This window comes from Thiomicrospira sp. WB1, assembly GCF_001507535.1.
GTDB lineage: Bacteria > Pseudomonadota > Gammaproteobacteria > Thiomicrospirales > Thiomicrospiraceae > Hydrogenovibrio.
This window is the reverse complement of the sequence record NZ_LQBN01000004.1, coordinates 105,845-127,830: the sequence shown is the minus strand read 5'-3', so window position 1 is coordinate 127,830 and position 21,986 is coordinate 105,845. Positions and strand designations below refer to the sequence as shown.

Below are 21,986 nucleotides of genomic sequence, written 5' to 3'. Positions count from 1 at the left end.
CTGGCATAAAATGACGGTTATGAATCAAGGCAATGTTTATCTTGTGGGCGGCGCGGTGCGCGACCGCTTGCTTGGTTGGCCCCAGGCAGACAGGGATTGGGTTGTGGTTGGCGGTACGCCCGAAGCCATGCAAGCCCAGGGATTTATTCCGGTGGGCAAGGCGTTTCCGGTGTTTCTGCACCCCGACACCAAAGAAGAGTACGCGCTGGCACGGCAGGAGCGAAAAACCGGCTTGGGCTATCATGGCTTTGAGGTGCGTTTTTCGCCCGATGTGACACTGGAAGAGGACCTGTTGAGACGTGATCTGACCATTAATGCCATGGCGCAGACGCAAGACGGCGAACTGGTGGATCCTTATGGCGGTCAAGCGGATCTCGATGCCCGCGTGCTGCGTCATGTGTCGCCCGCGTTTGCGGAGGATCCGTTAAGGGTGTTACGGGTTGCGCGTTTCGCTGCCAAGCTGGCCGAGTTCGAGTTTCAGCTGGCCGAGGAGACACGCGATCTGATGTGCGCCATCAGTGCCTCCGGTGAGTTGTCGGCCCTCACGCCCGAACGCGTCTGGCAGGAGGTGGCAAAGGCGCTGGAGACGGCTCGGCCCCGTCGGTTTTTTGAAGTGCTGGATGATGTGGGGGCTTTGTCGGTACTGTTCCCGGAGTTGGCTGCCTTGAAAGGCGTGGCTCAGCCCGAACGGTATCATCCCGAAGGGGACGCCTGGGTGCATACGAAACTGGTTCTTGACCAGGCCTGTGCCATGAGCGACGCCATTGAGGTGCGCTGGGCTGCCTTGATGCATGATGTGGGGAAAGGGCTGACGCCCCCTGAGGCATGGCCCAAGCATCACGGCCATGAACAGGCGGGGGTGCCTTTGGTGGAGGCGCTGGGGCAGCGTTATCGCCTGCCTAAAAAGATGACGGCGTTTGCGGTTTTGGCCACCGGTTATCATGGCCTGGTGCATCAGGGGCTGGATGCTCAGGGTGAGCCCGCGCTGCGCCCCAAGACGGTGATGAGGGTGCTGACCGCCGCGGGTGCACTCAAACAGACACAGACGCTGGACGATCTGCTGACGGTCTGCTGGGCGGATGCGCGCGGGCGGACCGGGTTTGAGTCGGTGGCCTATCCGCAGCGTGAGTACTGGCGGCAGGTTCGGGAAGCCGTGGCCTCTGTCTCGCCTCAACCTTTACTGGCCAAAGGTTATCAGGGCGCGGCGTTGGGCGAGGCGTTGACACAGGAACGTCACGCGGCCATCAAAACATTTCATCAGCATTTTTCTGATGTTTCCATCTAACCCGAAAAATTCACAAATGATGCGCCATCTCGCTTGCCCCTTGATTCCACAAGAAATATTTCTTCAATCGGTCGTAATCGTTGATACGACACTTTTTCAGAAATTTCCTTGTGAAAACAATTTCCTGCGCGATTTGGGCACAAATTTATGAAATTTTCGGGTTAATTGAAAAGGGTTGGGCATGCGGCTTTCTGAATCGGAACAAAAAGCACAGCTGACGCGTTGGGCGACCTATGCCTCTGTGGCCGTGGCGGTGTTTCTGCTGTTGCTGAAACTCTGGGGTTGGTGGATGACCGGCTCGGTCGGGTTGTTGGCGACGTTGTTGGACTCGGCCGTGGACATCGTGGCCTCGGTGACCATTCTTCTGGCGGTGCGTTTGGCGCAGCAGCCTCCCGATAACGAGCACCGTTTCGGTCATGGCAAAGCAGAGCCTCTGGCCGCGTTTGCCCAAAGCATTTTCATTGCCGGTTCAGCGTTGTATTTGATTGTCTACGCGGTGGATCGCCTGTTGGAACCAGAGCCGGTGCGTGCACCGGAACTTGGGGTCTGGGTCATGGCCGGGGCGATGTTGCTGACCTTTCTTCTGGTTGCGTTTCAACGTTATGTGGTCCGGGTCACAGGTTCCACGGCGGTGATGGCCGATTCCTGGCATTACATGACCGATCTCGGCGCCAACGCAGCGGTGCTGGTCGGGCTTCTTTTGGCGGCATACGGTTGGATCGATGCCACACTGGGGCTTCTGATCGGGGCGCTGGTCGGCTATCAGGCTGTTCGTCTTGCCTTAAACAGTGCCAATCAGTTGTTGGACCGTGAGCTGCCTGAAGCCGACCGCGATGCGATTCGTGACATTATTTTGTCCAACCCGAGTGTGGAAGGGTTTAATGACTTGCGGACCTATCGCTCCGGTCCCAAAGTGATGATCCAGTTTGATCTGGAGCTGGAAGATATGATGTGCCTGCACAAAGCCCATGCGATTGCGGAAGAGGTGACCGATGCCTTGCATGCACGCTTTGGGGATGCAGACATCAGTGTGCATCAGGAGCCGCTCAGTTTTCGACATCAGCCCGGGCATCATCAGTGGGAAATTGAATCCAAGTCATGTTGTCGTCAGGCGTGTGGGGATTGCTGTCACCCATCGGACCGTCAGTGACCATAAAAAAACGCGCCGTAGCGCGTTTCGATTGAAGGCGGTTAGACGCTTGATCAGAGCGGCTTAGTAAAGCTGAAGGCACCCCGTAATTCTCCCTTTTCATAGCCGGTTGCCTGGTCCTGTGGATAGTGTTTGGCAATGGCTTCTTTAACCGGTGCTTTGACATCGGTGCCATGACAGGCCAGGCAGATATTGCCGGTGGGAATGGCCTTCATGTAACGAAACTGCTTTTCGCCATTGACGATCACCGTTTGTGAGAACTCGATTTTCTTCGGGTTGGTCCCCTCTGCCAGCTGCTGGTTGAATTTTGTCAGCACTTCTTCTTCCCAGGCATCGGGCTGAGCCGATTTCGCTCGTGGCTTAAGGCTGACGCGGTTGATGTGCCAGCCGCTTTGCTCGCTCAGGTCAGCTGCAATCTGAGGTGCCTTGGTGTGGCAAACATCAATGGCATTGACCGGCCCTCCGTTTTTCATGCCTTTTTTCAGCTCGGGCTTGAGTTGCCCCATATAGCTTTTGACCAGCTGACGTGCTTCGTCATGAGTGGGGGTGGCCCATGCCTGTGTGCTCAAACCTGCCACAATGGTGGCTGCGATCCATGTTTTTTTCATAACGACTCCTTCGGTGCGTTGGTTGGAAAATATTTTCTAATCTATCCATAGATTGTATTTATGGATGGGGCCGATGCAAGCCTTATGTTTGTGAATCTTTTGATGCAGGACAATAGGATTTTCTTATGCGCTGCGCGCACGACGGTTATTGTGTGGTGTCGGGAAGTCCTTATAATGATCCTTTTTATCTGACGTGTGAAGCAAGACCGCTCGCGTTTGCGCGTCCAGGCTTCTTCGTATCAATCAAGGATTCCCTCGTGCCCAACCCTTTGTCTGCCCGCCGTGTTGCTCAGTTGAAGTCGATTGTCTGGCCTGTATTGATTGTGCTGGGCGCGATCCTGATATTTGTGCTGCTCAAAGCCACCAAGCCGGATGCGCCACAAGCCACAGTGGAAGAGAAGGTGTGGCCCGTGTCGGTCTTGTCTTTGCAGCGTCAGGCGTTGTCGCCATCCCAAAGCCTCTACGGGCGAGTCGAGTCGGAGCAGATGGTCACACTGGCGTCACCGGTAACCGGTGTGGTGGCAGAGCGTCCGCTGCTCGCGGGTGAGGCGTTTCGCAAAGGTGAGCGCCTGCTGGCGTTGGATGGGGTGGATCTGTCGGTGCCACTTGCTCGGGCGCAAGCCGAGTTGGCAGACATCGAGGCACAGCGCTCCGCCCAGATGTTGACTCAAACAGCCAACCGAAAAAAACTGGTGCGTGAAAAGAAAATTCTGGCGCTCAAAGAGACCGAGTTGGCACGTAATCAGGACCTTCTCAAGCGGGACTTAGTGTCGGAATCTGCTGTGGATCAGGCTCGGGAGGCGCTGGCACGTCAGGAGTACGCCGTGGTGACGGCCCGGCTTGCGGTTGAACAACATGAGACCACCCTGGCGAAGCTGGCAGCACAGCAAAAGCGAGCCAAGGCGAATGTACGCGAGGCCGAAATGAATCGTGAGCGAGGCATTGTCGACGCCCCGTTTGATGGGCGAGTGGCTTCGGTGTCGGTGTCCCCCGGGGATCGAGTCAGCGCCGGTGCGACGTTAATGCGCTTTTATGATTTGAATTCACTGGTGTTGCGCGCTCGTCTGCCGCGTGAGCATTTAAAGGGGCTGTACCGGGCTCAGGCGTCTGAAACCAATGTCCAAGCCACTTTTGAAACGCCGGATGGGGAGGTTTTTCTGCCGCTGATACGATTGGATGGGGAAGCTTCGGCCAGCGGTGTGGACGGATTTTTTGCCTTGCCAGCGGCGCTGACCTATTTGCGTCCCGGTGATTTGCTTTCGGCGACCCTGCATCTACCTAAACACGAAGGGGTGTTTGCCGTGCCTTACTCCGCGCTCTATGGCACCGACCGGGTGTATGTGGTGGAAGCGAGTCGTCTTCAACCGCGTCGGGTGACGCTGTTGGGGCAAACGGAGCAGGCCGGTCAGACCTGGGCTTTGCTGCAAGGGGAGATCAAAGAAGGCGAACGCCTGGTCACCACTCATTTGCCCAACGCGGTGGGCGGATTGAAAGTCTCGATCAAGGAAAACGTTGCCTCCGAGCGTTCTGAGCTTGGGGGGCGTTTATGAGTGCAGCGGATTCGGCGCACCCTTCTCAGCCAGCGGGCGAAAACAGATCTTATGGCTTGATCGGGCGATTTGCCCGGCATCCGGTCGCGCCGAATCTGGTGATGATCATCATGATTCTTTCCGGGCTTGTGGCCCTGATCAAAATGAACGTGCAATTTTTCCCGAATTTTGAGCTCGACGTGGCCACGGTGCAAGTGGTGTGGCCCGGGGCCAATGCCGAGGATGTGGAAACTTCGATCACGGAGCCGCTTGAGCGGGTATTGCGCAACGTTCAGTCTCTGGATGAGATGACCTCCACCTCCTCTCTGGGCATGGCCACACTCTCGCTTAAATTCCAGGAAGGCACGGACATGATCGAGGTCATGGATGAGGTCAATCAGCGTGTCAGTGAGTTGCGCAATCTTCCTCAGGACGCTGAAAAACCGATTGTGCAACGTGTGGTGCGCTATGAGCCGGTGGCACGGCTGCTGGTGATTCATCAGGGGGGTGACCGTGACGCATTGCGACCCTGGGTGCGTCGTTTTGAGCGTGAATTGCTGGATGCCGGGATCGACCAGATTAATTTCACGGGTCTGCCCAATGAGGAAGTGGCGATTGAGGTGTCCCAGGAACAACTGGAGGCGCATGAGCTGACCTTTGAGCAGTTGGCTGATCGGATCAACGGCATGAGTGTGGATTTACCGGCCGGATCCCTTGGGGATGCCGATTCCGCCCGTGATATCCGTGCGATTGAACAGGCACGGACGCCGAAAGCCTTTTCCCAGCTGAGCTGGGTGCAAGGCGATCACGAACGGGTCAGTCTGGGGGAGTTGGCGCAGATTGAACGCCGGGTCATGAAAAACAGTCCCCAGTTGATGGTGGACGGTGCCCCGGCGGTGGAAATGCGGTTGATGCGTGACGAAGACGGCGACACACTGGTGTCGTTCGAGGTGATGCAGCAGTGGCTGACCAAGACCCGTTCCAGCTTGCCGCCGGATCTGACACTGAAGGTTTATGATGAAACCTGGTCGTTAGTGAACGAGCGCATTATGCTGCTGGTCAATAATGGCATCGGCGGCCTGATTCTGGTGGTCCTCATTCTGTATTTATTTATGCATGGCCGGGTGGCCTTCTGGGTGGCGGTGGGCATCCCCGTGTCGTTCATGATGACCCTAATGGTGATGTATCTGGCCGGTGGCTCAATCAATATGATGAGTCTGTTTGCCTTGATCATGGCGCTGGGCATCATTGTGGACGATGCGATTGTGGTCGGGGAAGATGCGCTGGCGCACCATGAACGTGGCGAGTCGGCACTCAGGGCGGCGGAAGGCGGGGCGCACCGGATGTTGCCCCCGGTCACGGCGGCTTCGATTACAACGGTGGCGGCGTTTTTGCCTTTGATGCTGGTCGGGGGCGAAGTGGGCAATATTCTGTTTGCGATCCCGCTGGTGATCATTGCGGTGATTTTTGCCTCGCTGGTCGAGAGTTTCGTGGTCCTGCCCGGGCATTTGCGCATGGCGTTGACGCGCGTCCAACCGGTTAAGCCCGGCAGTGTTCGTGATCGGTTGGAGTCCGGGTTCGACCGTTGGCGCAATGGGCCGTTTCGTTGTGCGGTGCGCTGGGTGCTGGCGCACCGAGGCATTGCCATGGCGAGCACCCTGGCAATGATGATTCTGGTGGTGGGACTGCTGGCCGGAGGACGTCTGGCGTTTGTATTTTTCCCGTCGCCGGAGTCCACCAAACTGAATGCGGATGCACGTTTTGTCGCCGGGACTCCGCCCGAAGTCAGTGCGCGCTATGCGGATCGGTTGTACCAGGCGTTGCTTGAGGCCGAACAGGCCCTGGAACCGGGCATTGTCAAAACGGCCGTGGTGCATTACAACGAAACCGCACGCCAGCAAGGGGCGAATTTCAGCAGTGTGAACATCGAACTGGTGGATTCCGATCAGCGTGAGACGCGCAATGAAGCGCTGATACGAGAATGGGAGAAGCGCGCCGGGACGGTACCGGGGCTGGATGTGCTCACGATTGAATCGCCGCGAATGGGCCCGCCGGGGAGTGATATTGATGTGCGCCTCTGGGGTGCGGAGCCGCGGGCGCTCAAACGGGCCGCGCTGGACCTTCAGGCGGTTCTGGATCAGATTGAAGGGGTCTCTGGGGTGCGTGATGACTTGCCTTATGGGCGCGATCAGCTCGTATACGAACTGACCCCGCAAGGCAAGGCGCTGGGCTTTACGTATGCCTCACTCGGCCGTCAGCTCGGGGATGCTTTTTCCGGTCGTCTGGTGCAGATTTTTACCGATGGTGTGGATGAAGTGGAGGTGCGGCTGCAGTTGCCGCGCGCTGAGCAGGCTCGTTTTGCCACCTTGTCGCGCTTTCGAGTGACAACGCCGGAGGGCGAAAAAGTGCCGCTCAGCACGGTGGCTGACTGGCGGACTCAGCGCGGGTTTGATGTGGTGCGCCATGTGGATGGTCGTCTGGCGGTGACTGTGGTGGGCGAAGTGGACAAAACCCTCAACAATGCCAATCGCATTCTGGCTGAATTGGAGCAGGGAATCTTGCCTGAGCTGGTACAGCGTTATGGTCTGAGCTATTCGTTGGAGGGGCAGCGGGCTCAGCAGTCGGAAACCATGGGCGACATGAAAATTGGTCTGGTGATCGGCCTGTCGATGATTTACATCGTGTTGGCCTGGGTGTTTGGCTCTTATGTCTGGCCACTGGTGGTGATGATGGCGATTCCGTTTGGCCTGATCGGCGCGATTACCGGTCACTGGCTTTTGAACATTGATTTGACCATTCTGTCCCTGTTCGGGCTGTTCGGGCTGTCTGGGATTGTGGTCAATGATTCGATTATTCTGGTCACGTTTTACAAACATTTACGTGAACAGGGCATGGGCGTCAGTGAAGCGCTTGAAGAGGCTTCGGTGCAACGGGTTCGGGCGGTGTTGCTGACCTCTCTGACCACCATCGCCGGGTTGACACCGCTATTGTTTGAAACGTCGTTGCAGGCGCAATTTCTAATCCCCATGGCCACATCCATCGCCTTTGGCCTGGCATTTTCCACGGTGCTGATTCTGATGGTGATCCCGGCCGCGTTGTCGTTTTATGAGCATGCGCGACAGAGGCGGCGGGATGTGCTTGAACGCTGAGGTTGAATGCTTTTTGACCAGGCCTGGTCAAAAAGCAGAAAACAAAGACTCAGCGGGCAAGGATCAGTTGTTGATGTAGCCCGGATTCCACGGGTGGTCGCAACGCATTAGGCCGTCTTCGGTCGGTGGGCATTCCATGTCGCCGCCAAATTCTTTCCAGGCGCCGAAACCACCAGCGAGATTGACCACGTCGGTAAACCCCATCTGCTGCAGGGTGTAGGCTGCGAGTACGCCGCGCCCGCCTGCCTGACAGAAAATGATCCAGGGCTGGTCCGGGTTGCTCAACTGCGCTTCATGGCCGGGAAAGTCCGGATCGCATTTGGGTTCCAACAGGCCGCGGGGGATGTGCAGGGACATGGGAATGGTCCCGCCCAGGTATTCCGCGGCTTCGCGAACATCGAGCAGCTTGTAGCCGCGCGCCTGATAGTCGGCCACTTGATCGCAGGTGATTTCTTTGACATGGTCTTTGGCGGTTTGCACAAAGTCTTTAAGTCGAAGTGGCATCGTACGTCTCCTGGTTGAGTTAAAAAGCGTATGACTGATTGAAATCCTAGCATATTAGGGTTAAAAGCGGTGATTCCGTGTCGGTTTTCACAAAAAATTCATGGGTACTCGAAAATTCACGCCTTTGTCATCTGGGGCGGTTAGGGTGCCATTTGAGCCGTCTGAGAGCTGTCAATGTTTGGATTTGGACCTGGTAAGCGGACGTGCAAAAAATAAGAAAACTTGATGAAAATGGTTTTTTAAGAGAGAATGTTGCTCCAATTTACGATCGGTGCCTGTATCAAAAACCATGCACTCTGCCAGTAAAATGAAGTAGTTAGCGCTGTTTTGCCCTGAATTTTTGCCGGGGCGGGCCTGCTGCTGGCACCGATGGTCATACCGAATTTTTTATAACTTAGGGGAGTTGTTTAATGCCAACCCGTAGAGAACTAGCCAATGCGATTCGTGTCTTGAGCATGGACGCGGTCCAAAAAGCCAAGTCCGGTCATCCGGGTGCCCCGATGGGCATGGCGGATATTGCGGAAGTGCTGTGGAATGACCACATGAAGTACAACCCGAAAAATGCCAACTGGGCCGATCGCGACCGTTTTGTTCTGTCCAACGGTCACGGTTCCATGTTGCTGTATTCATTGCTGCACTTGACCGGTTTTGATCTGTCGATGGACGACATTAAGCAATTCCGTCAACTGCACGCCAAAACCGCCGGTCACCCGGAATACGGCTATGCCGACGGCATCGAAACCACCACCGGTCCCCTGGGTCAGGGGATTGCCAACGCGATTGGTATGGCGATTGCCGAGCGCACGCTGGCGGCTCAGTTCAACAAGCCGGGTCATACCATTGTTGACCACAACACTTACGTCTTCATGGGCGATGGCTGTCTAATGGAAGGCCTGTCGCATGAATCGGCAGCGCTGGCCGGGACCTTGGGTCTGGGCAAACTGATTGCCTTCTGGGATGACAATAACATCTCCATTGATGGCCACATCGATGACTGGATGGAAAAAGACCCGGCCGGACGTTTCGAGTCGTACGGCTGGCAGGTCATTCGTGACGTGGACGGTCACGATGCGGATGCGATCAACAAGGCCATCGTCGAAGCGAAAGCCAATGGCGATCAGCCAACCCTGATCTGTACCCGCACCACCATCGGTTTTGGTTCGCCAAACCTGTGCGGCTCACACGACTGCCACGGTGCCCCGCTGGGCGACGAGGAAATCAAGCTGACGCGCGAAAACCTGGGTTGGGACCACGAGCCATTCCACGTGCCGGAAGATGTCTACAGCGGTTGGGACCACAGCGAGCAGGGCGCCAAGGACGAAGCGGCCTGGAACGAGGCGTTTGAAGCCTATCGCAAAGAATTCCCGAAAGAAGCAGCCGAGTTCGAACGTCGTTTGAAAGGCGAATTGCCGGCCAATTTTGAAGTGGAAATGGACAAGTTCATTGCCAACACTCAAAAAGACATGCCAAAAGTCGCCTCGCGTAAGGCGTCTCAGAGCGCGATTGAACACGTTGGTGGTCTGTTGCCGGAATTGTTCGGTGGTTCAGCCGATTTGACCGGGTCTAACCTGACCAACTGGTCGGGCACCAAGAAAATCAATCACGCGCATGCCAACGGCAACTATCTGTCTTGGGGCGTGCGTGAATTTGGCATGGCGCACATGATGAACGGCATGGTGCTGCACGGTGGCTTTAAGGTCTTCGGCGGCACCTTCTTTATGTTCATGGAGTTCATGCGCAACGCTCTGCGTATGTCGGCCCTGATGAAAATCGGCACCATCTATGTTTACACCCACGATTCCATTGGTCTGGGTGAAGACGGCCCAACGCACCAGCCAGTTGAGCAGATGGCGACCATGCGTGTGATTCCAAACTTCCAAACCTGGCGTGCCTGTGACGCCGTGGAAACCGCGGTGTCCTGGAAGATGGCGGTGATGCGTGGCGATGCGCCGACGGCATTGGTCTTCTCCCGTCAGGGTCTGGAGCCAATGGAGCGTACGCCTGAGCAGGTCAAAAACATCGAAAAAGGCGGCTACATCCTGAAAGATTGTGACGGTACGCCGGACCTGATTATGATTGCGACCGGCTCCGAAGTCGGCTTGGCCATGGACGCCGCGGCGCAAATGTCTGGCAAGAACGTTCGCGTGGTTTCCATGCCGTCCACAGACGTGTTTGACGAGCAGGATCAGGCCTATCGTGACAGCGTTCTGACCCCAGGTGTGAAGCGCATGGCGATCGAAGCCGGTACTGGGGATTCCTGGTACAAGTATGTGGGCACGGATGGTGACATCGTCTGTATGACCACCTTCGGTGAATCGGCGCCTGCGCCTGCCTTGTTCGAAGAATTTGGCTTCACGGTTGAAAACGTGGTCAAGCGCGCAAACGCACTGATCGGATAATTTTTAAGTTTTAACGTAACCCAAAGCCGGGCCGGTTTTGACCAGGCCTGGTGAATTTCAGGAGTAAATTATGACAGTAAAAGTCGGTATTAATGGTTTCGGCCGTATTGGTCGTATGGCATTCCGTGCAGCGGCTCAGGATTTTGAAAACATCGAAGTGGTCGCCATCAACGATCTGTTGGACCCGGATTACCTGGCCTACATGCTGAAGTATGATTCCGTTCACGGTCGCTTTGACGGGGACGTGGAAGTCAAAGGCGGCAACCTGGTCGTGAATGGCAAAGAAATCCGCATCACCGCTGAGCGCAACCCGGCTGACCTGAAGTGGAACGAAGTCGGTGCCGACCTGGTGATCGAATGTACCGGTTTCTTCCTGACCGAAGAAACCTGTCAGGCTCACCTGGACGCGGGTGCCAAAAAAGTAGTTCAGTCTGCGCCTTCCAAGGACAGCACGCCGATGTTTGTGTATGGTGTGAACCATAACGACTACAACGGTCAGGCGATTGTTTCCGCGGCGTCTTGTACGACCAATGGTCTGGCACCTGTGGCCAAGGTTCTGAACGACAACTTCGGCATCAAGCGTGGTTTGATGTCGACCGTTCACGCGGCTACGGCGACGCAGAAAACCGTTGATGGTCCGTCCATGAAAGACTGGCGCGGCGGTCGTGGTATTCTGGAAAACATCATTCCATCTTCCACCGGCGCGGCCAAAGCGGTTGGTAAAGTCCTGCCGGAATTGAACGGCAAACTGACAGGTATGGCATTCCGTGTGCCCACTTCAGACGTGTCGGTTGTGGACTTGACCGTTGAGCTGAACAAAGATGCGTCTTACGACGACATCTGTGCGGCCATGAAATCTGCGTCCGAAGCGGGTGACCTGAAAGGCGTTCTGGGCTACACCGATGAGCCGAACGTGTCCACTGACTTCCGTGGCGATTCTCGTCCGTCTATCTTTGATGCCAAAGCAGGCATTGCGTTGGACGGCACCTTCGTGAAAGTGGTGGCCTGGTATGACAACGAATACGGTTATACCTGCAACATGATGCGTGTGGTTGAGCACGTCGGCACTCACTAAGTCGTTGAGTTTGTCATCGGGGCCTTCCTGGGCCCGATGGCTTTTTCGCTTGTGCTGGCTTATGTGGATGATTCACGTCGTCCCTATAAGTGAACACAATCACAATGATCCCGGCCCATTGGGCTCAAACGTTAAAAAGAGGACGGTTTATGTCTGTATTGAAAATGTCTGACCTGGATCTGGCAGGTAAGCGCGTATTGATTCGCGAAGATCTGAACGTGCCAGTTAAAAATGGCAAAGTGACGTCGGATGCACGGATTCGTGCTTCCTTGCCGACCATGAAAATGGCTGCCGAAGCCGGTGCCAAAGTGATGCTGATGTCTCATCTTGGGCGTCCGACTGAAGGTGAATTCGATCAGGAATCTTCCATGGCCCCAGTGGCGGCGGATTTGTCAGAAAAACTGGGCAAAGACGTTCGCCTGGTGAAAGATTATCTGGACGGCGATGTGGACGTGGCCGAAGGCGAAATCGTCCTGTTGGAAAATGTGCGTTTCAACGTTGGTGAGAAAAAGAACGACGTTGAACTCTCCAAAAAATACGCGGCACTGTGCGACATCTATGTCATGGATGCATTTGGTACCGCCCACCGCGCCCAGGCCTCTACCCATGGGGCGGGTGAGTATGCGCCCGTTGCCTGTGCCGGACCATTGCTGGCGGCTGAGTTGGAAGCACTGGGCAAAGCCCTGCATGAGCCAAAACGCCCGATGGTGGCCATCGTTGGTGGCTCCAAGGTTTCAACCAAATTGACAGTGCTGGAATCCCTGTCGGAAAAAGTGGACCAGCTGGTTGTGGGGGGTGGCATCGCCAACACCTTCATCGAAGCGGCAGGCCATAATGTTGGCAACTCCCTGTCTGAAACCGATCTGGTGCCAACCTGTAAAAAATTGAACGAGATCATGGAATCCCGTGGGGCGGCGATCCCATTGGCTTCGGATGTCGTATGCGGAAAAGAGTTTTCGGAGAACGCCAAAGCGGAAACCAAGCCTGTGACCGACGTGGCAGACGACGACATGATTTTCGATATTGGTCCGGATTCTGCCGCGGAACTGGCGAAAATCATCAAAAACGCTGGCACCGTGGTCTGGAACGGGCCGGTCGGTGTGTTTGAGTTCGATCAGTTCGGCGAAGGCACCAAAGCCATTTCCATGGCGATTGCCGAATCCGATGCCTTCTCCATTGCTGGTGGCGGTGACACCCTGGCAGCGATTGATAAATACGACATCGCAGACAAAGTGTCGTACATCTCAACCGGTGGTGGTGCTTTCCTGGAGTTCCTGGAAGGCAAAAAACTGCCCGCGGTGGAAATGCTGGAAAAAGCAGCGCAGAAGTAAGCGCTGGAATGCTGGGACGGGCTGTTTTGGCCCGGCCCTTTTATGTTCTTGTCTGGTGTGGAAGAAAACATGAGGATGGCTCGGTAAATAAACTTCAGGCGTTCGCCTGAACATGAGTTTATTTCGCGAGACATCTTGTTTCTTCCCGAATTGAAGCAGACACAAGATTCAAGTCAAAGGAAAACATAACGTATGCCATCTGGTTTAAGACGTACAAAAATTGTTGCAACGCTGGGCCCAGCCACGGATCGGGAAGGGGAACTGGCACGCATGATCAAGGCTGGTGTGGACGTGGTCCGCATCAATATGTCCCACGGACAGGCGGAAGAACAGATTCAGCGCGCCAAAGAGGTGCGTGAACTGTCCGCTCGTCTGGACCGTGAAGTCGGGATCCTGGTCGACCTACAAGGGCCTAAAATCCGTATTGCCCGATTTGCTGAAGGCAAAATTTACCTCGAGAAAGGCGATAAGTTCGCGCTGGACAATAATGTTGATCCCAATGAAGGCAACCAGAGTGAGGTAGGGCTGACCTACCCCAGCCTGCCACATGACGTCAAGTCCGGCGATCGTCTGTTGCTGGATGACGGCCGAGTGGTGCTGGATGTGGACAATGTCGAAGGCGAGCGTGTCAACTGCACGGTTGTGGTCGGCGGTGACCTGTCCAACAACAAAGGCATCAATCTGCTGGGAGGCGGCTTGTCCGCCGCGGCACTGACTGAAAAAGACAAAGAAGACATCCTGACGGCGGCCAAAATTCAATGTGATTACTTGGCGCTGTCGTTCCCGCGCAGTGCGGAGGATGTGGAAGAATGTCGCTCTCTGGCGGAAGACGCCGGCCTGATCTGTAGCATTGTGTCAAAAATCGAGCGCGCCGAGGCGGTCAATGATGACTTTACCCTGGACAGCATTATTCTGGCCTCTGATGTGATTATGATCGCCCGCGGCGACCTGGGCGTTGAGGTTGGCGATGCTCAATTGCCAGCCTTGCAGAAGAAAATGATCAAGCGTGCGCGCCAGTTAAATCGCATCACCATCACGGCCACACAAATGATGGAAACCATGATCGAAAATGCGATTCCGACTCGGGCGGAAGTCTTTGACGTTGCCAACGCCGTTATGGATGGGTCGGATGCGGTGATGCTCTCTGGTGAGACCGCCACCGGTCATTCACCGAGTCTGGTGATTGAGACCATGTCTGGCATTGCCCACGAAGCGGAGCAGACCCGTAGCACGCGTGAATCCACGCACCGCATTGATGAGTCGTTTACCGCCATTGATGAAACCATCGCCATGTCAGCGATGTACGCGGCCAACCATTTTGATGTGAAATGCATTGCCGCGCTCACCGAATCCGGCAACACCCCATTGCTGATGTCACGGATCAGCTCGGGCATTCCGATCATTGCGCTGACACCGCACATCGACACCCGCCGCAAAGTGACCCTGTATCGTGGGGTTTACCCGACCAGTGTGGATTACAGTGGTTTGTCGGATGACGAAGTACAGGCGGGTATTCTGAATGAGCTTAAATCAAAAGGTGTTGTGTCCACCGGCGATCAGGTATTGGTGACGCGCGGTCAGGCCCGAGGGAAAATGGGTGGCACCAACCAGATGGAGATTGTCAAAGTCCCATAAGCGGGATTTTAAAGAATGAGACGCACAGAATTTCAGCATTGTTCAGGGTTGTAAAGCCACTGGACACTGCTAGAATGGCTGGAATGTTTTTTTAAACTAATAGAGGAGTCACGCATATGGCGATGATTACACTTCGTGAACTGATGGATTATGCCGCCGAACACGGTTTCGGTATGCCGGCATTCAACGTGAACAACATGGAACAGGTCCGTGCGATTATGGAAGCGGCCAAAGCCGTTGATTCGCCAGTTATTCTGCAGGGTTCTGCTGGTGCGCGTAAATATGCGGGTGAACCTTTCCTGCGTCATCTGATTGAAGCAGCGACTGAAATGTATCCTGAAATTCCAATCGTCATGCACCAGGATCACGGTTCCGATCCAGGCGTTTGTACGCGTGCGATTCAGTCCGGCTTTACCTCGGTTATGATGGACGGTTCTCTGGAAGCGGACATGAAGACCCCGGCCAGCTATGAGTATAACGTTGATGTGACCCGTACCGTGGTTGACATTGCACACTCTGCCGGTGTTTCTGTGGAAGGTGAACTGGGTTGTCTTGGTTCACTGGAAACCGGCATGATGGGCGAAGAAGATGGTCATGGTTCCGATGAGAAAATGGACATGGACGCGTTGCTGACCGATCCGGAAGAAGCGGCAGATTTCGTTAAGAAAACCAATCTGGATGCGCTGGCGGTTGCCGTGGGTACCTCTCACGGTGCTTACAAGTTTACCTCCAAGCCGTCTGACGATGTGCTGCGTATCGACCGCATCAAGGAGATTCACGAGCGTATTCCGGATACACACATTGTGATGCACGGTTCTTCCTCTGTTCCGGAAGAATGGTTGGAAATCATCAACAACTACGGCGGTGACATGGGTCAGACCTTTGGTGTGCCGGTTGATGCCATCGTTGAAGGCATCAAGCATGGTGTGCGCAAAGTGAACATCGATACGGATTTGCGTATGGCTTCCACGGGTGCGGTTCGTAAGCACCTGGCTGAAAATCAGGCCAACTTCGATCCTCGTAAGTTCTTGAAAGCCGCTCAGGACGCGATGTCAGAAATCTGTAAAGCGCGTTTCGAAGCGTTTGGTTGTGCTGGCCACGCTTCCAAGATCAAATCACTGGGTCTGGAAGAAATGCAGCGTCGCTATGCGGCGGGCGAGCTGGATCAGCGCGTTAAATAATCCAAACAACGTTTGGATGCGGCCGCTTTGAGCGGCCTGAAAGACAAAACCGGGCATTGCCCGGTTTTTTTGTGTCTGGCACCAACAGATTGGTACTCACCAATCGCATTCATGACCTGTCTGAATGGAAGCGCTGGGGGTTACCGAGTCGGTTGGTGGGGCAAATGGGCAAAAAAAGTTGAGGGTGGCAGCATAGATTGCACATCTTCGGCGTTGTCAGGGTCAGCCTCCGTCAGTACGTCATTGAGAATCACACCGGCCACGGTCAAGCCGTGGTGTTGGATGGCTTCCAGTGTCAGTCGGCACTGGTTAAGGCAGCCGAGCCGATTGGCAACGACCAGCAGGACCGGAAAGCCGAGTGCGCAAGCCAGGTCGGCATTGAGCGCATCCGGGGTCAAAGGGGAGTAAAAGCCTCCGGCCCCCTCGACCCATCGTAGAGACGTGGGGGAAGCTTCGCAGGCGGAGAGCAAGTCAGACAGGGTCAATGCATCGCCTGCCTGTTCGATTGCGCGCGCGGGTGAAATGGCAGGCTGGTAGAGATGTTGGCCAATGCTGTGTCTGGGAACATTGCCCTGGCAGGCCTGGTAGAGGTGTTCGATGTCCTCGGACCAGAGATGACCCTTGGCATCAACCAGGCAGCCGGATGCCACCGGTTTTCTGGGGGCCAATGTTCGGCTTTGGGCGCGTCTGGATAAATCGCGCAAAAGACGGGCGGAAACATAGGTCTTGCCGACGTCGGTATCGGTGCCGGTGACAAACACACCGGGTAGTTCGCCCTGATTGAGACGATCGAGCCAGTCGGTCAGCGAAGCGGGAAGACAGTCACGCATTGTCCATCAGTCGTGATTCAGCTTCCTGATATTTTTCCAGCGTTTTTTCCACGACTTTTTGTGGCAGTTCCGGACCCGGGTCGGTTTTGTCCCAATCCAGACTCAGCAGGTAGTCGCGAATGTATTGTTTATCAAAGCTGGGTGGATTTTCCCCGACTGTGTAGGTCGATGCTGGCCAGAATCGGGAGCTGTCAGGTGTGAGGGCTTCATCAATCAGGTGGATACGTCCCTCGGCGTCTTCACCAAATTCGAACTTGGTGTCGGCAATCAGGATGCCACGTTGTTGGGCGTAATCGGCTGCGAAGCGGTAAAGCTTCAAACTCAGGTCGCGGATGGCTTCGGCCTTTGACTGGCCGATCAGGTCGACCACGGCCTGAAAATCAATGTTTTCATCATGCTCACCGACCTCGGCCTTGGTGGAGGGCGTAAAGAGCGGTTCAGGCAGCTTTTCGGCCAGCTTCAAGCCTTTCGCCAAAGTGTGACCACAGACCTGACCGGTCTGTTGGTATTCCTGCCAGCCCGACCCCACCAGGTAGCCGCGGACAATCGCTTCCACCGGTAATGGCTTGAGTTTGCGCACCACCATGGCGCGTCCATCCATTTGCGCCAGTTCGTCATGCGTCAGATGGTCGGCCAGAATAACGTCTTCGGCCAACTGGTTGGGCAGAATGCTCTCGGTCTGATGCATCCAGAAACGGGCCATTTCGGTGAGCAATTTCCCTTTGCCGGGGATTGGGGTGGGCAGCACTACATCAAAAGCGGAGATCCGATCCGTGGTGACGATCAGCATATGGTCGTCATCCAGGTCATAAAGATCGCGCACTTTGCCCTGATTGAGCAGGGGCAGACTGGTCAGTTGAGATTTATATAAAGCGTGCATGGCTTACTCCGTTTAAGGCGAATCAGGGCCGGCCGGATTTTTTTCGGGCAGTTTGCGTAAATTTTCTTCCAGGCGCTTACGATCGTCATAGGGCAGTTTTAAGTGACCATAGCGCAGGACGATCACGGCGGCGGCCACCGTCAGCATGGTCAGCGCCACAACAATCATTTCCCATTCGCTGAGGTTTTTCATCTCAAGAATCAGGTAACGCGCCAACGCGATGATGGCAATGTACATGGGAAAGCGTATCGGGAGCTTGCCTGAATCCAGGTAGATGGCAACCATCGCCAGCACTTCCAGATAAAGAAACATCAAAAGCAGATCGCCGAGAGTGACATCCAATCGGTCGATCATGCTCCAGATTTCCGTGAGAGAGGCAATGACGGTGGCGATCGCAATCACGATCAGGCCAATGACCTCAATGATACGAATGCCGCGCTTGACCGACCGTAATCCCGGAAAATGGTCTTCTTGCATGGGCGCCCCCTTGGCTCTGCTGAGAAAATAATTGCGCTGTCATCAATGGCTTGGATATTAGCGGAATTGTGGTGTTTTGAAAACCATTGCAACCGATTTTTACCAGGCCTGGTTAAAAAGGCAGGGGATGAGGCGGGTTTGTGCAAAGAACTGATTCAAAAAAAGGCGCTTTCTGCTAAAATGTGCGGAATTAATATTTTGGAATCAAGGATAAGGAGCCAAGCATGGCAAAACAAGAAAACTGGATTGCCCCGTCGATTCTGTCAGCGGATTTTGCGCAATTGGGCAAGGACGTGAAGGATGTGATCGCGGCCGGTGCCGATGTGGTGCATTTTGACGTGATGGACAATCACTACGTGCCCAATCTGACCATTGGGCCGCTGGTGGCGGAATCACTGAAAAATTTCATGGATCGCGAAGGTGTGAAAGCGCCGATGGACGTGCACCTGATGGTCAAGCCAGTGGATCGCATTATTGGTGATTTTGCCAGCGCCGGCGCCGACTACATTACCTTTCACCCGGAAGCCTCCGAGCACATTGACCGCTCGTTGCAATTGGTCAAAAACGAGGGCTGCAAGGCCGGTCTGGTCTTTAACCCGGCCACGCCCCTGAGCTATCTGGATCATGTGCTGGATAAAATCGACATGATTCTGATTATGTCGGTGAATCCCGGTTTCGGTGGCCAGTCGTTCATTCCGCAGGCGCTGGACAAGCTCAAGGCCGCGCGTGAAATGATTGATGCGTCGGGGCGTGACATTCGTCTTGAAATCGATGGCGGCGTAAAAGTGGACAACATCGCCGAAGTGGCGGCCGCTGGTTGCGATACGTTCGTGTCCGGGTCAGGCATCTTCGGCAAAGCGCAGAGCAGCGACGCCAATCGTTATGACACGGTGATTCAGCAGATGCGAGACGAGTTGGCGAAAGCGTAAATGCCGATCCTCTCGGGCGTGCGGCCCTACCCGCATGCCCTGCATCTTAATTTTGAAGCGCCGGCCAATGCTGGCGCTTTGTGTTTGTAAGAACGGGCCTCGGCTCGGATTAAGTTTGGAAAAACCGAATGCTAACAGCCAAAATTACGCCCGGCTTTGTCTTGATTGACTTGGACGGGACCTTGATCGACAGTGTGCCGGATCTGGCGTATTGCACCGACGAAATGATGAAGCAACTCGGCTTGCCCGAGCGGGGCGAAGCGGCCGTGCGCAACTGGGTCGGCAATGGGGTGCAGCGATTGGTCGAGCGAGCTCTGACCAATGATCTGGATGGCACGCCCGAGCCCGCACTCATGGAAAAAGCCTATCCTTTGTTTCTGGCGTTGTACAAAGAAAACACGTCACAGCGCAGTTGTGTTTACGAAGGCGTTGTCCAAGGGCTGGACTGGATGAAGGCGCAGGGCTACCGTCTGGCTTGTGTCACCAACAAAGCCGCTGACTTTACCTTGCCGCTGCTCGAAGATAAGGGGCTGCGTGACTATTTTGAGGTGGTGGTCAGTGGGGACACCTGTGCCAGGAAAAAGCCCGATCCGATGCCACTGCTGCATGCTGCGCAACAGCTGGGGGTTTCCCCTGAAAATGCGTTGATGATTGGTGATTCGCAGTCGGATGTGAAAGCCGCCCGGGCCGCCGGGTTTCATATCTTCTGCATGACTTACGGCTATAATCATGGGGAAGACATTCGTGATTATAACCCGGACGCGGTGATGGACTCGTTTGCTGAACTGTCAAACTGGATCGAGGCGGCGTCTTAATTTGACGGTTGCCTTTTAAACGCTGGAAATGACTATGGATCAGACCCAATTTGAACGCCTGGCCGCCGAGGGCTATGACAAGGTCGCGGTGATGCGCACTATTCTGTCGGATTACGACACCCCGCTGAGCGTGTACCACAAAGTGGCCAACGCCCCTTATACCTACCTGCTGGAATCGGTTCAGGGCGGAGACCAGTGGGGACGTTATTCCATCATCGGCTTGCCGTGCCGTCAGCGGGTCAGTGTCACGGGCTCAGTGGTCTCGGTGACCGAGCGCTCCGCCGAGGGCGAAGAAACCCTGGTCGAACAGCAGGCCACGCAGGACCCGCTGGCCTGGCTGGAAGCGTTTCAGGCACGATTTAATGTCCCTCAACAAACCGGTTTGCCCGTGTTTACCGGTGGTTTGGTCGGGTATTTCGGTTACGACAGCATTGAATACGTCGAACCGCGTTTGCAGGGCACCACACCGAGGCAGGATGACATTGGGGCACCGGACATCGTGATGATGGTCTCCACGGAATTGGTGGTGTTTGACAACCTCAGCGGCCAGGTGCATGTGATAGTGCATGCCGATGCCAAAACCGACCAGGCCTGGTCAAAGGCACAAACACGCCTGGATGAGATTGCCGCCCGGATTCATGCCCCTCTGCCGCCATCGGAGCCGATGGCGGCGGCCCCGGAATTGCAGGAGTCGGATTTTGTCTCCAGTTTTGGTGAAGCGGCCTTCAAAGACGCCGCCGCCCAAATCAAGGAGTACATTCTGGCGGGCGACGCCATGCAGGTGGTGATCTCCCAGCAGATGTCAGCCTCGTTTGATCATCCGCCTCTGGCTCTGTATCGGGCATTGCGTTATTTGAATCCGTCGCCCTATATGTTTTTTCTGGATTTGGGGGATTTTCATGTCGTGGGTTCTTCGCCTGAGATTCTGGTGCGTCTGGAAGCGGGCAAGGTCACTGTGCGGCCGATTGCCGGCACCCGACGTCGTGGTCAGACGCCGCAGCAGGATCGCGAGATGGAAGCGGATCTGCTGGCCGATCCCAAAGAGCGGGCCGAGCACTTGATGTTGATTGATCTGGGTCGCAATGACGTCGGACGCATTGCCCAAACCGGCAGTGTTGAGCTGACCGAAAAGATGGTGGTGGAGCGTTATTCGCATGTGATGCACATTGTGTCCAATGTCGATGGTCGGGTGAAAGACGGTTTGTCGGCCATGGATGTGCTGCGCGCCACCTTCCCGGCGGGCACCGTGTCCGGCGCGCCCAAGATCCGTGCCATGGAAATCATCAATGAACTGGAACCGGTCAAACGCGGGGTCTATGCGGGGGCGGTTGGCTACCTGGGCTGGCACGGCAACATGGACACCGCCATCGCCATCCGCACCGCGGTAATCAAAGACGGTCGTCTGTTTGTACAGGCAGGTGCTGGTGTGGTGGCCGATTCCGATCCGCAATCCGAATGGGATGAAACCCTGAACAAGGGGCGAGCGATTTTCAAAGCCGCCGCTTTCGTCAACCGGGGCTTGCAGACCCGTCATCCCCATGATTCGTCATCGCGCCCGAGCTGAGGATTTGACATGCTGTTAATGATCGACAATTACGATTCGTTTACCTATAACCTGGTGCAGTATTTTGGGGAACTGGGGCAGGAGGTGGTGGTCCACCGCAACGACCAGATCACGCTGGATCAGATCGAAGCGCTCGCGCCGACCTATCTGGTGATTTCGCCCGGCCCTTGCTCACCGACGGAAGCGGGAATTTCGGTGGCCGCGATTAAGCATTTTGCCGGTAAGATTCCGATTTTAGGCGTGTGCCTGGGGCATCAGGCCATTGGGCAAGCGTTTGGCGCTGAGGTGGTGCGTGCCAAGCAGGTGATGCATGGCAAAACCTCGCCGGTTTATCATCATGATGTGGGCGTCTTTGCTGGGCTGCCCAATCCGGTGGAAACCACGCGCTATCATTCGCTGGTGTTGGCACAGGACAGTTTGCCGGCCTGTCTGGAGGTCACCGCCTGGACGCAATCCGAGGACGGGACGCTGGATGAGATCATGGGCGTGCGCCACACCGATTTGCCCGTTGAAGGGGTGCAGTTTCACCCGGAATCGATCTTGACGGATCAGGGTCACCGGATGCTGTCCAACTTTTTGACGGAACACGCGGGCTGATTGGCCCCGGTTTGTTCCCAGACCCATGGCCCTGTGGCCGAAGGAGTG

General features: G+C 55.5%; 18 protein-coding genes. 13 read left to right on the top strand and 5 right to left on the bottom strand.

The window, feature by feature from the left end; all coding sequences use genetic code 11:
* Positions 1-19 precede the first annotated feature (19 nt).
* Together AVO41_RS09920 and AVO41_RS09915 are read left to right on the top strand one after the other, a co-directional pair.
* The gene (locus AVO41_RS09920) at positions 20-1,285 is read left to right on the top strand and encodes a multifunctional CCA addition/repair protein (protein ID WP_068586452.1); all 1,266 of its coding nucleotides are present in this window, start codon (positions 20-22) and stop codon (positions 1,283-1,285) included.
* 181 nt (positions 1,286-1,466) lie between these two features.
* A complete protein-coding gene (locus AVO41_RS09915) occupies positions 1,467-2,435 on the top strand; it encodes a cation diffusion facilitator family transporter (protein WP_068586449.1) in 969 nt (322 codons plus the stop codon).
* 53 nt (positions 2,436-2,488) lie between these two features.
* On the opposite strand, the gene AVO41_RS09910 is transcribed toward AVO41_RS09915, so the two are convergent.
* Positions 2,489-3,043, bottom strand: a complete 555-nt coding sequence (locus AVO41_RS09910; RefSeq protein ID WP_068586446.1) for a DUF3365 domain-containing protein — start codon at positions 3,041-3,043, stop codon at positions 2,489-2,491.
* A 257-nt stretch (positions 3,044-3,300) separates the two neighbouring features.
* Here AVO41_RS09910 and AVO41_RS09905 point away from each other — a divergent pair, with 257 nt between their 5' ends.
* On the top strand, positions 3,301-4,593 hold the full coding sequence (locus AVO41_RS09905) for an efflux RND transporter periplasmic adaptor subunit (RefSeq protein ID WP_068586443.1): 1,293 nt from the start codon (positions 3,301-3,303) through the stop codon (positions 4,591-4,593).
* Positions 4,590-7,721, top strand: a complete 3,132-nt coding sequence (locus tag AVO41_RS09900; RefSeq protein WP_068586440.1) for an efflux RND transporter permease subunit — start codon at positions 4,590-4,592, stop codon at positions 7,719-7,721. The genes AVO41_RS09905 and AVO41_RS09900 overlap by 4 nt, the downstream gene beginning before the upstream one ends.
* A 63-nt stretch (positions 7,722-7,784) precedes the next feature.
* Here the strand turns inward: AVO41_RS09900 and AVO41_RS09895 are convergent, their stop codons facing one another.
* On the bottom strand, positions 7,785-8,225 hold the full coding sequence (locus AVO41_RS09895; RefSeq protein WP_082676733.1) for a rhodanese-like domain-containing protein: 441 nt from the start codon (positions 8,223-8,225) through the stop codon (positions 7,785-7,787).
* Positions 8,226-8,635: 410 nt separating this feature from the next.
* Here AVO41_RS09895 and tkt point away from each other — a divergent pair, with 410 nt between their 5' ends.
* The 5 genes from tkt (at position 8,636) to fba (ending at position 15,846) form a co-directional block, all read left to right on the top strand.
* A complete protein-coding gene (gene tkt, locus AVO41_RS09890) occupies positions 8,636-10,624 on the top strand; it encodes a transketolase (RefSeq protein WP_068586437.1) in 1,989 nt (662 codons plus the stop codon).
* 70 nt (positions 10,625-10,694) lie between these two features.
* On the top strand, positions 10,695-11,699 hold the full coding sequence (gene gap, locus AVO41_RS09885; RefSeq protein ID WP_068586434.1) for a type I glyceraldehyde-3-phosphate dehydrogenase: 1,005 nt from the start codon (positions 10,695-10,697) through the stop codon (positions 11,697-11,699).
* Between the two features lie 149 nt (positions 11,700-11,848).
* Positions 11,849-13,030 carry a phosphoglycerate kinase gene (locus tag AVO41_RS09880; protein WP_068586429.1) on the top strand — a complete coding sequence of 394 codons (1,182 nt, stop codon included), beginning with the start codon at positions 11,849-11,851 and terminating at the stop codon, positions 13,028-13,030.
* A gap of 192 nt (positions 13,031-13,222) precedes the next feature.
* The gene (gene pyk / locus AVO41_RS09875) at positions 13,223-14,665 is read left to right on the top strand and encodes a pyruvate kinase (protein WP_068586425.1); all 1,443 of its coding nucleotides are present in this window, start codon (positions 13,223-13,225) and stop codon (positions 14,663-14,665) included.
* 116 nt (positions 14,666-14,781) lie between these two features.
* Positions 14,782-15,846: a class II fructose-bisphosphate aldolase gene (gene fba, locus AVO41_RS09870; protein ID WP_068586422.1), complete on the top strand. Its 1,065-nt coding sequence runs from the start codon at positions 14,782-14,784 to the stop codon at positions 15,844-15,846.
* A gap of 140 nt (positions 15,847-15,986) precedes the next feature.
* Here the strand turns inward: fba and bioD are convergent, their stop codons facing one another.
* Genes bioD through AVO41_RS09855 form a run of 3 tightly spaced genes read right to left on the bottom strand, consistent with a single transcriptional unit; the run spans position 15,987 to position 18,033 of the window.
* Entirely contained in the window at positions 15,987-16,676 is a 690-nt protein-coding gene (gene bioD, locus AVO41_RS09865) for a dethiobiotin synthase (protein WP_068586419.1), read from the bottom strand.
* Complete coding sequence (locus AVO41_RS09860) at positions 16,669-17,556, bottom strand: phosphoribosylaminoimidazolesuccinocarboxamide synthase (RefSeq protein ID WP_068586415.1); 888 nt, start codon at positions 17,554-17,556, stop codon at positions 16,669-16,671. Before AVO41_RS09860 ends, bioD begins: the two co-directional genes overlap by 8 nt.
* A gap of 12 nt (positions 17,557-17,568) precedes the next feature.
* The gene (locus tag AVO41_RS09855; protein WP_068586413.1) at positions 17,569-18,033 is read right to left on the bottom strand and encodes a phosphate-starvation-inducible protein PsiE; all 465 of its coding nucleotides are present in this window, start codon (positions 18,031-18,033) and stop codon (positions 17,569-17,571) included.
* 224 nt (positions 18,034-18,257) lie between these two features.
* Between AVO41_RS09855 and rpe the strand changes: the two genes are divergently transcribed.
* The 4 genes from rpe (at position 18,258) to AVO41_RS09835 (ending at position 21,938) form a co-directional block, all read left to right on the top strand.
* On the top strand, positions 18,258-18,962 hold the full coding sequence (gene rpe / locus AVO41_RS09850; RefSeq protein WP_068586410.1) for a ribulose-phosphate 3-epimerase: 705 nt from the start codon (positions 18,258-18,260) through the stop codon (positions 18,960-18,962).
* A gap of 128 nt (positions 18,963-19,090) precedes the next feature.
* Positions 19,091-19,777 (top strand): phosphoglycolate phosphatase, encoded by a 687-nt coding sequence (locus tag AVO41_RS09845; protein ID WP_068586408.1) that lies wholly within the window; start codon positions 19,091-19,093, stop codon positions 19,775-19,777.
* Positions 19,778-19,811: 34 nt separating this feature from the next.
* Complete coding sequence (gene trpE / locus AVO41_RS09840; RefSeq protein WP_068586405.1) at positions 19,812-21,341, top strand: anthranilate synthase component I; 1,530 nt, start codon at positions 19,812-19,814, stop codon at positions 21,339-21,341.
* Positions 21,342-21,350: 9 nt separating this feature from the next.
* Positions 21,351-21,938, top strand: a complete 588-nt coding sequence (locus AVO41_RS09835; RefSeq protein ID WP_068586404.1) for an aminodeoxychorismate/anthranilate synthase component II — start codon at positions 21,351-21,353, stop codon at positions 21,936-21,938.
* The last annotated feature ends 48 nt before the right edge of the window (positions 21,939-21,986 follow it).

Coding starts and splice junctions, on each gene's coding strand:
- AVO41_RS09920 (WP_068586452.1), top strand. CDS start 20: ATGAATCAAGGCAATGTTTATCTTGTGGGCGGCGCGGTGCGCGACCGC.
- AVO41_RS09915 (WP_068586449.1), top strand. CDS start 1,467: ATGCGGCTTTCTGAATCGGAACAAAAAGCACAGCTGACGCGTTGGGCG.
- AVO41_RS09910 (WP_068586446.1), bottom strand. CDS start 3,043: ATGAAAAAAACATGGATCGCAGCCACCATTGTGGCAGGTTTGAGCACA.
- AVO41_RS09900 (WP_068586440.1), top strand. CDS start 4,590: ATGAGTGCAGCGGATTCGGCGCACCCTTCTCAGCCAGCGGGCGAAAAC.
- AVO41_RS09895 (WP_082676733.1), bottom strand. CDS start 8,225: ATGCCACTTCGACTTAAAGACTTTGTGCAAACCGCCAAAGACCATGTC.
- tkt (WP_068586437.1), top strand. CDS start 8,636: ATGCCAACCCGTAGAGAACTAGCCAATGCGATTCGTGTCTTGAGCATG.
- gap (WP_068586434.1), top strand. CDS start 10,695: ATGACAGTAAAAGTCGGTATTAATGGTTTCGGCCGTATTGGTCGTATG.
- AVO41_RS09880 (WP_068586429.1), top strand. CDS start 11,849: ATGTCTGTATTGAAAATGTCTGACCTGGATCTGGCAGGTAAGCGCGTA.
- pyk (WP_068586425.1), top strand. CDS start 13,223: ATGCCATCTGGTTTAAGACGTACAAAAATTGTTGCAACGCTGGGCCCA.
- fba (WP_068586422.1), top strand. CDS start 14,782: ATGGCGATGATTACACTTCGTGAACTGATGGATTATGCCGCCGAACAC.
- bioD (WP_068586419.1), bottom strand. CDS start 16,676: ATGCGTGACTGTCTTCCCGCTTCGCTGACCGACTGGCTCGATCGTCTC.
- AVO41_RS09860 (WP_068586415.1), bottom strand. CDS start 17,556: ATGCACGCTTTATATAAATCTCAACTGACCAGTCTGCCCCTGCTCAAT.
- AVO41_RS09855 (WP_068586413.1), bottom strand. CDS start 18,033: ATGCAAGAAGACCATTTTCCGGGATTACGGTCGGTCAAGCGCGGCATT.
- rpe (WP_068586410.1), top strand. CDS start 18,258: ATGGCAAAACAAGAAAACTGGATTGCCCCGTCGATTCTGTCAGCGGAT.
- AVO41_RS09845 (WP_068586408.1), top strand. CDS start 19,091: ATGCTAACAGCCAAAATTACGCCCGGCTTTGTCTTGATTGACTTGGAC.
- trpE (WP_068586405.1), top strand. CDS start 19,812: ATGGATCAGACCCAATTTGAACGCCTGGCCGCCGAGGGCTATGACAAG.
- AVO41_RS09835 (WP_068586404.1), top strand. CDS start 21,351: ATGCTGTTAATGATCGACAATTACGATTCGTTTACCTATAACCTGGTG.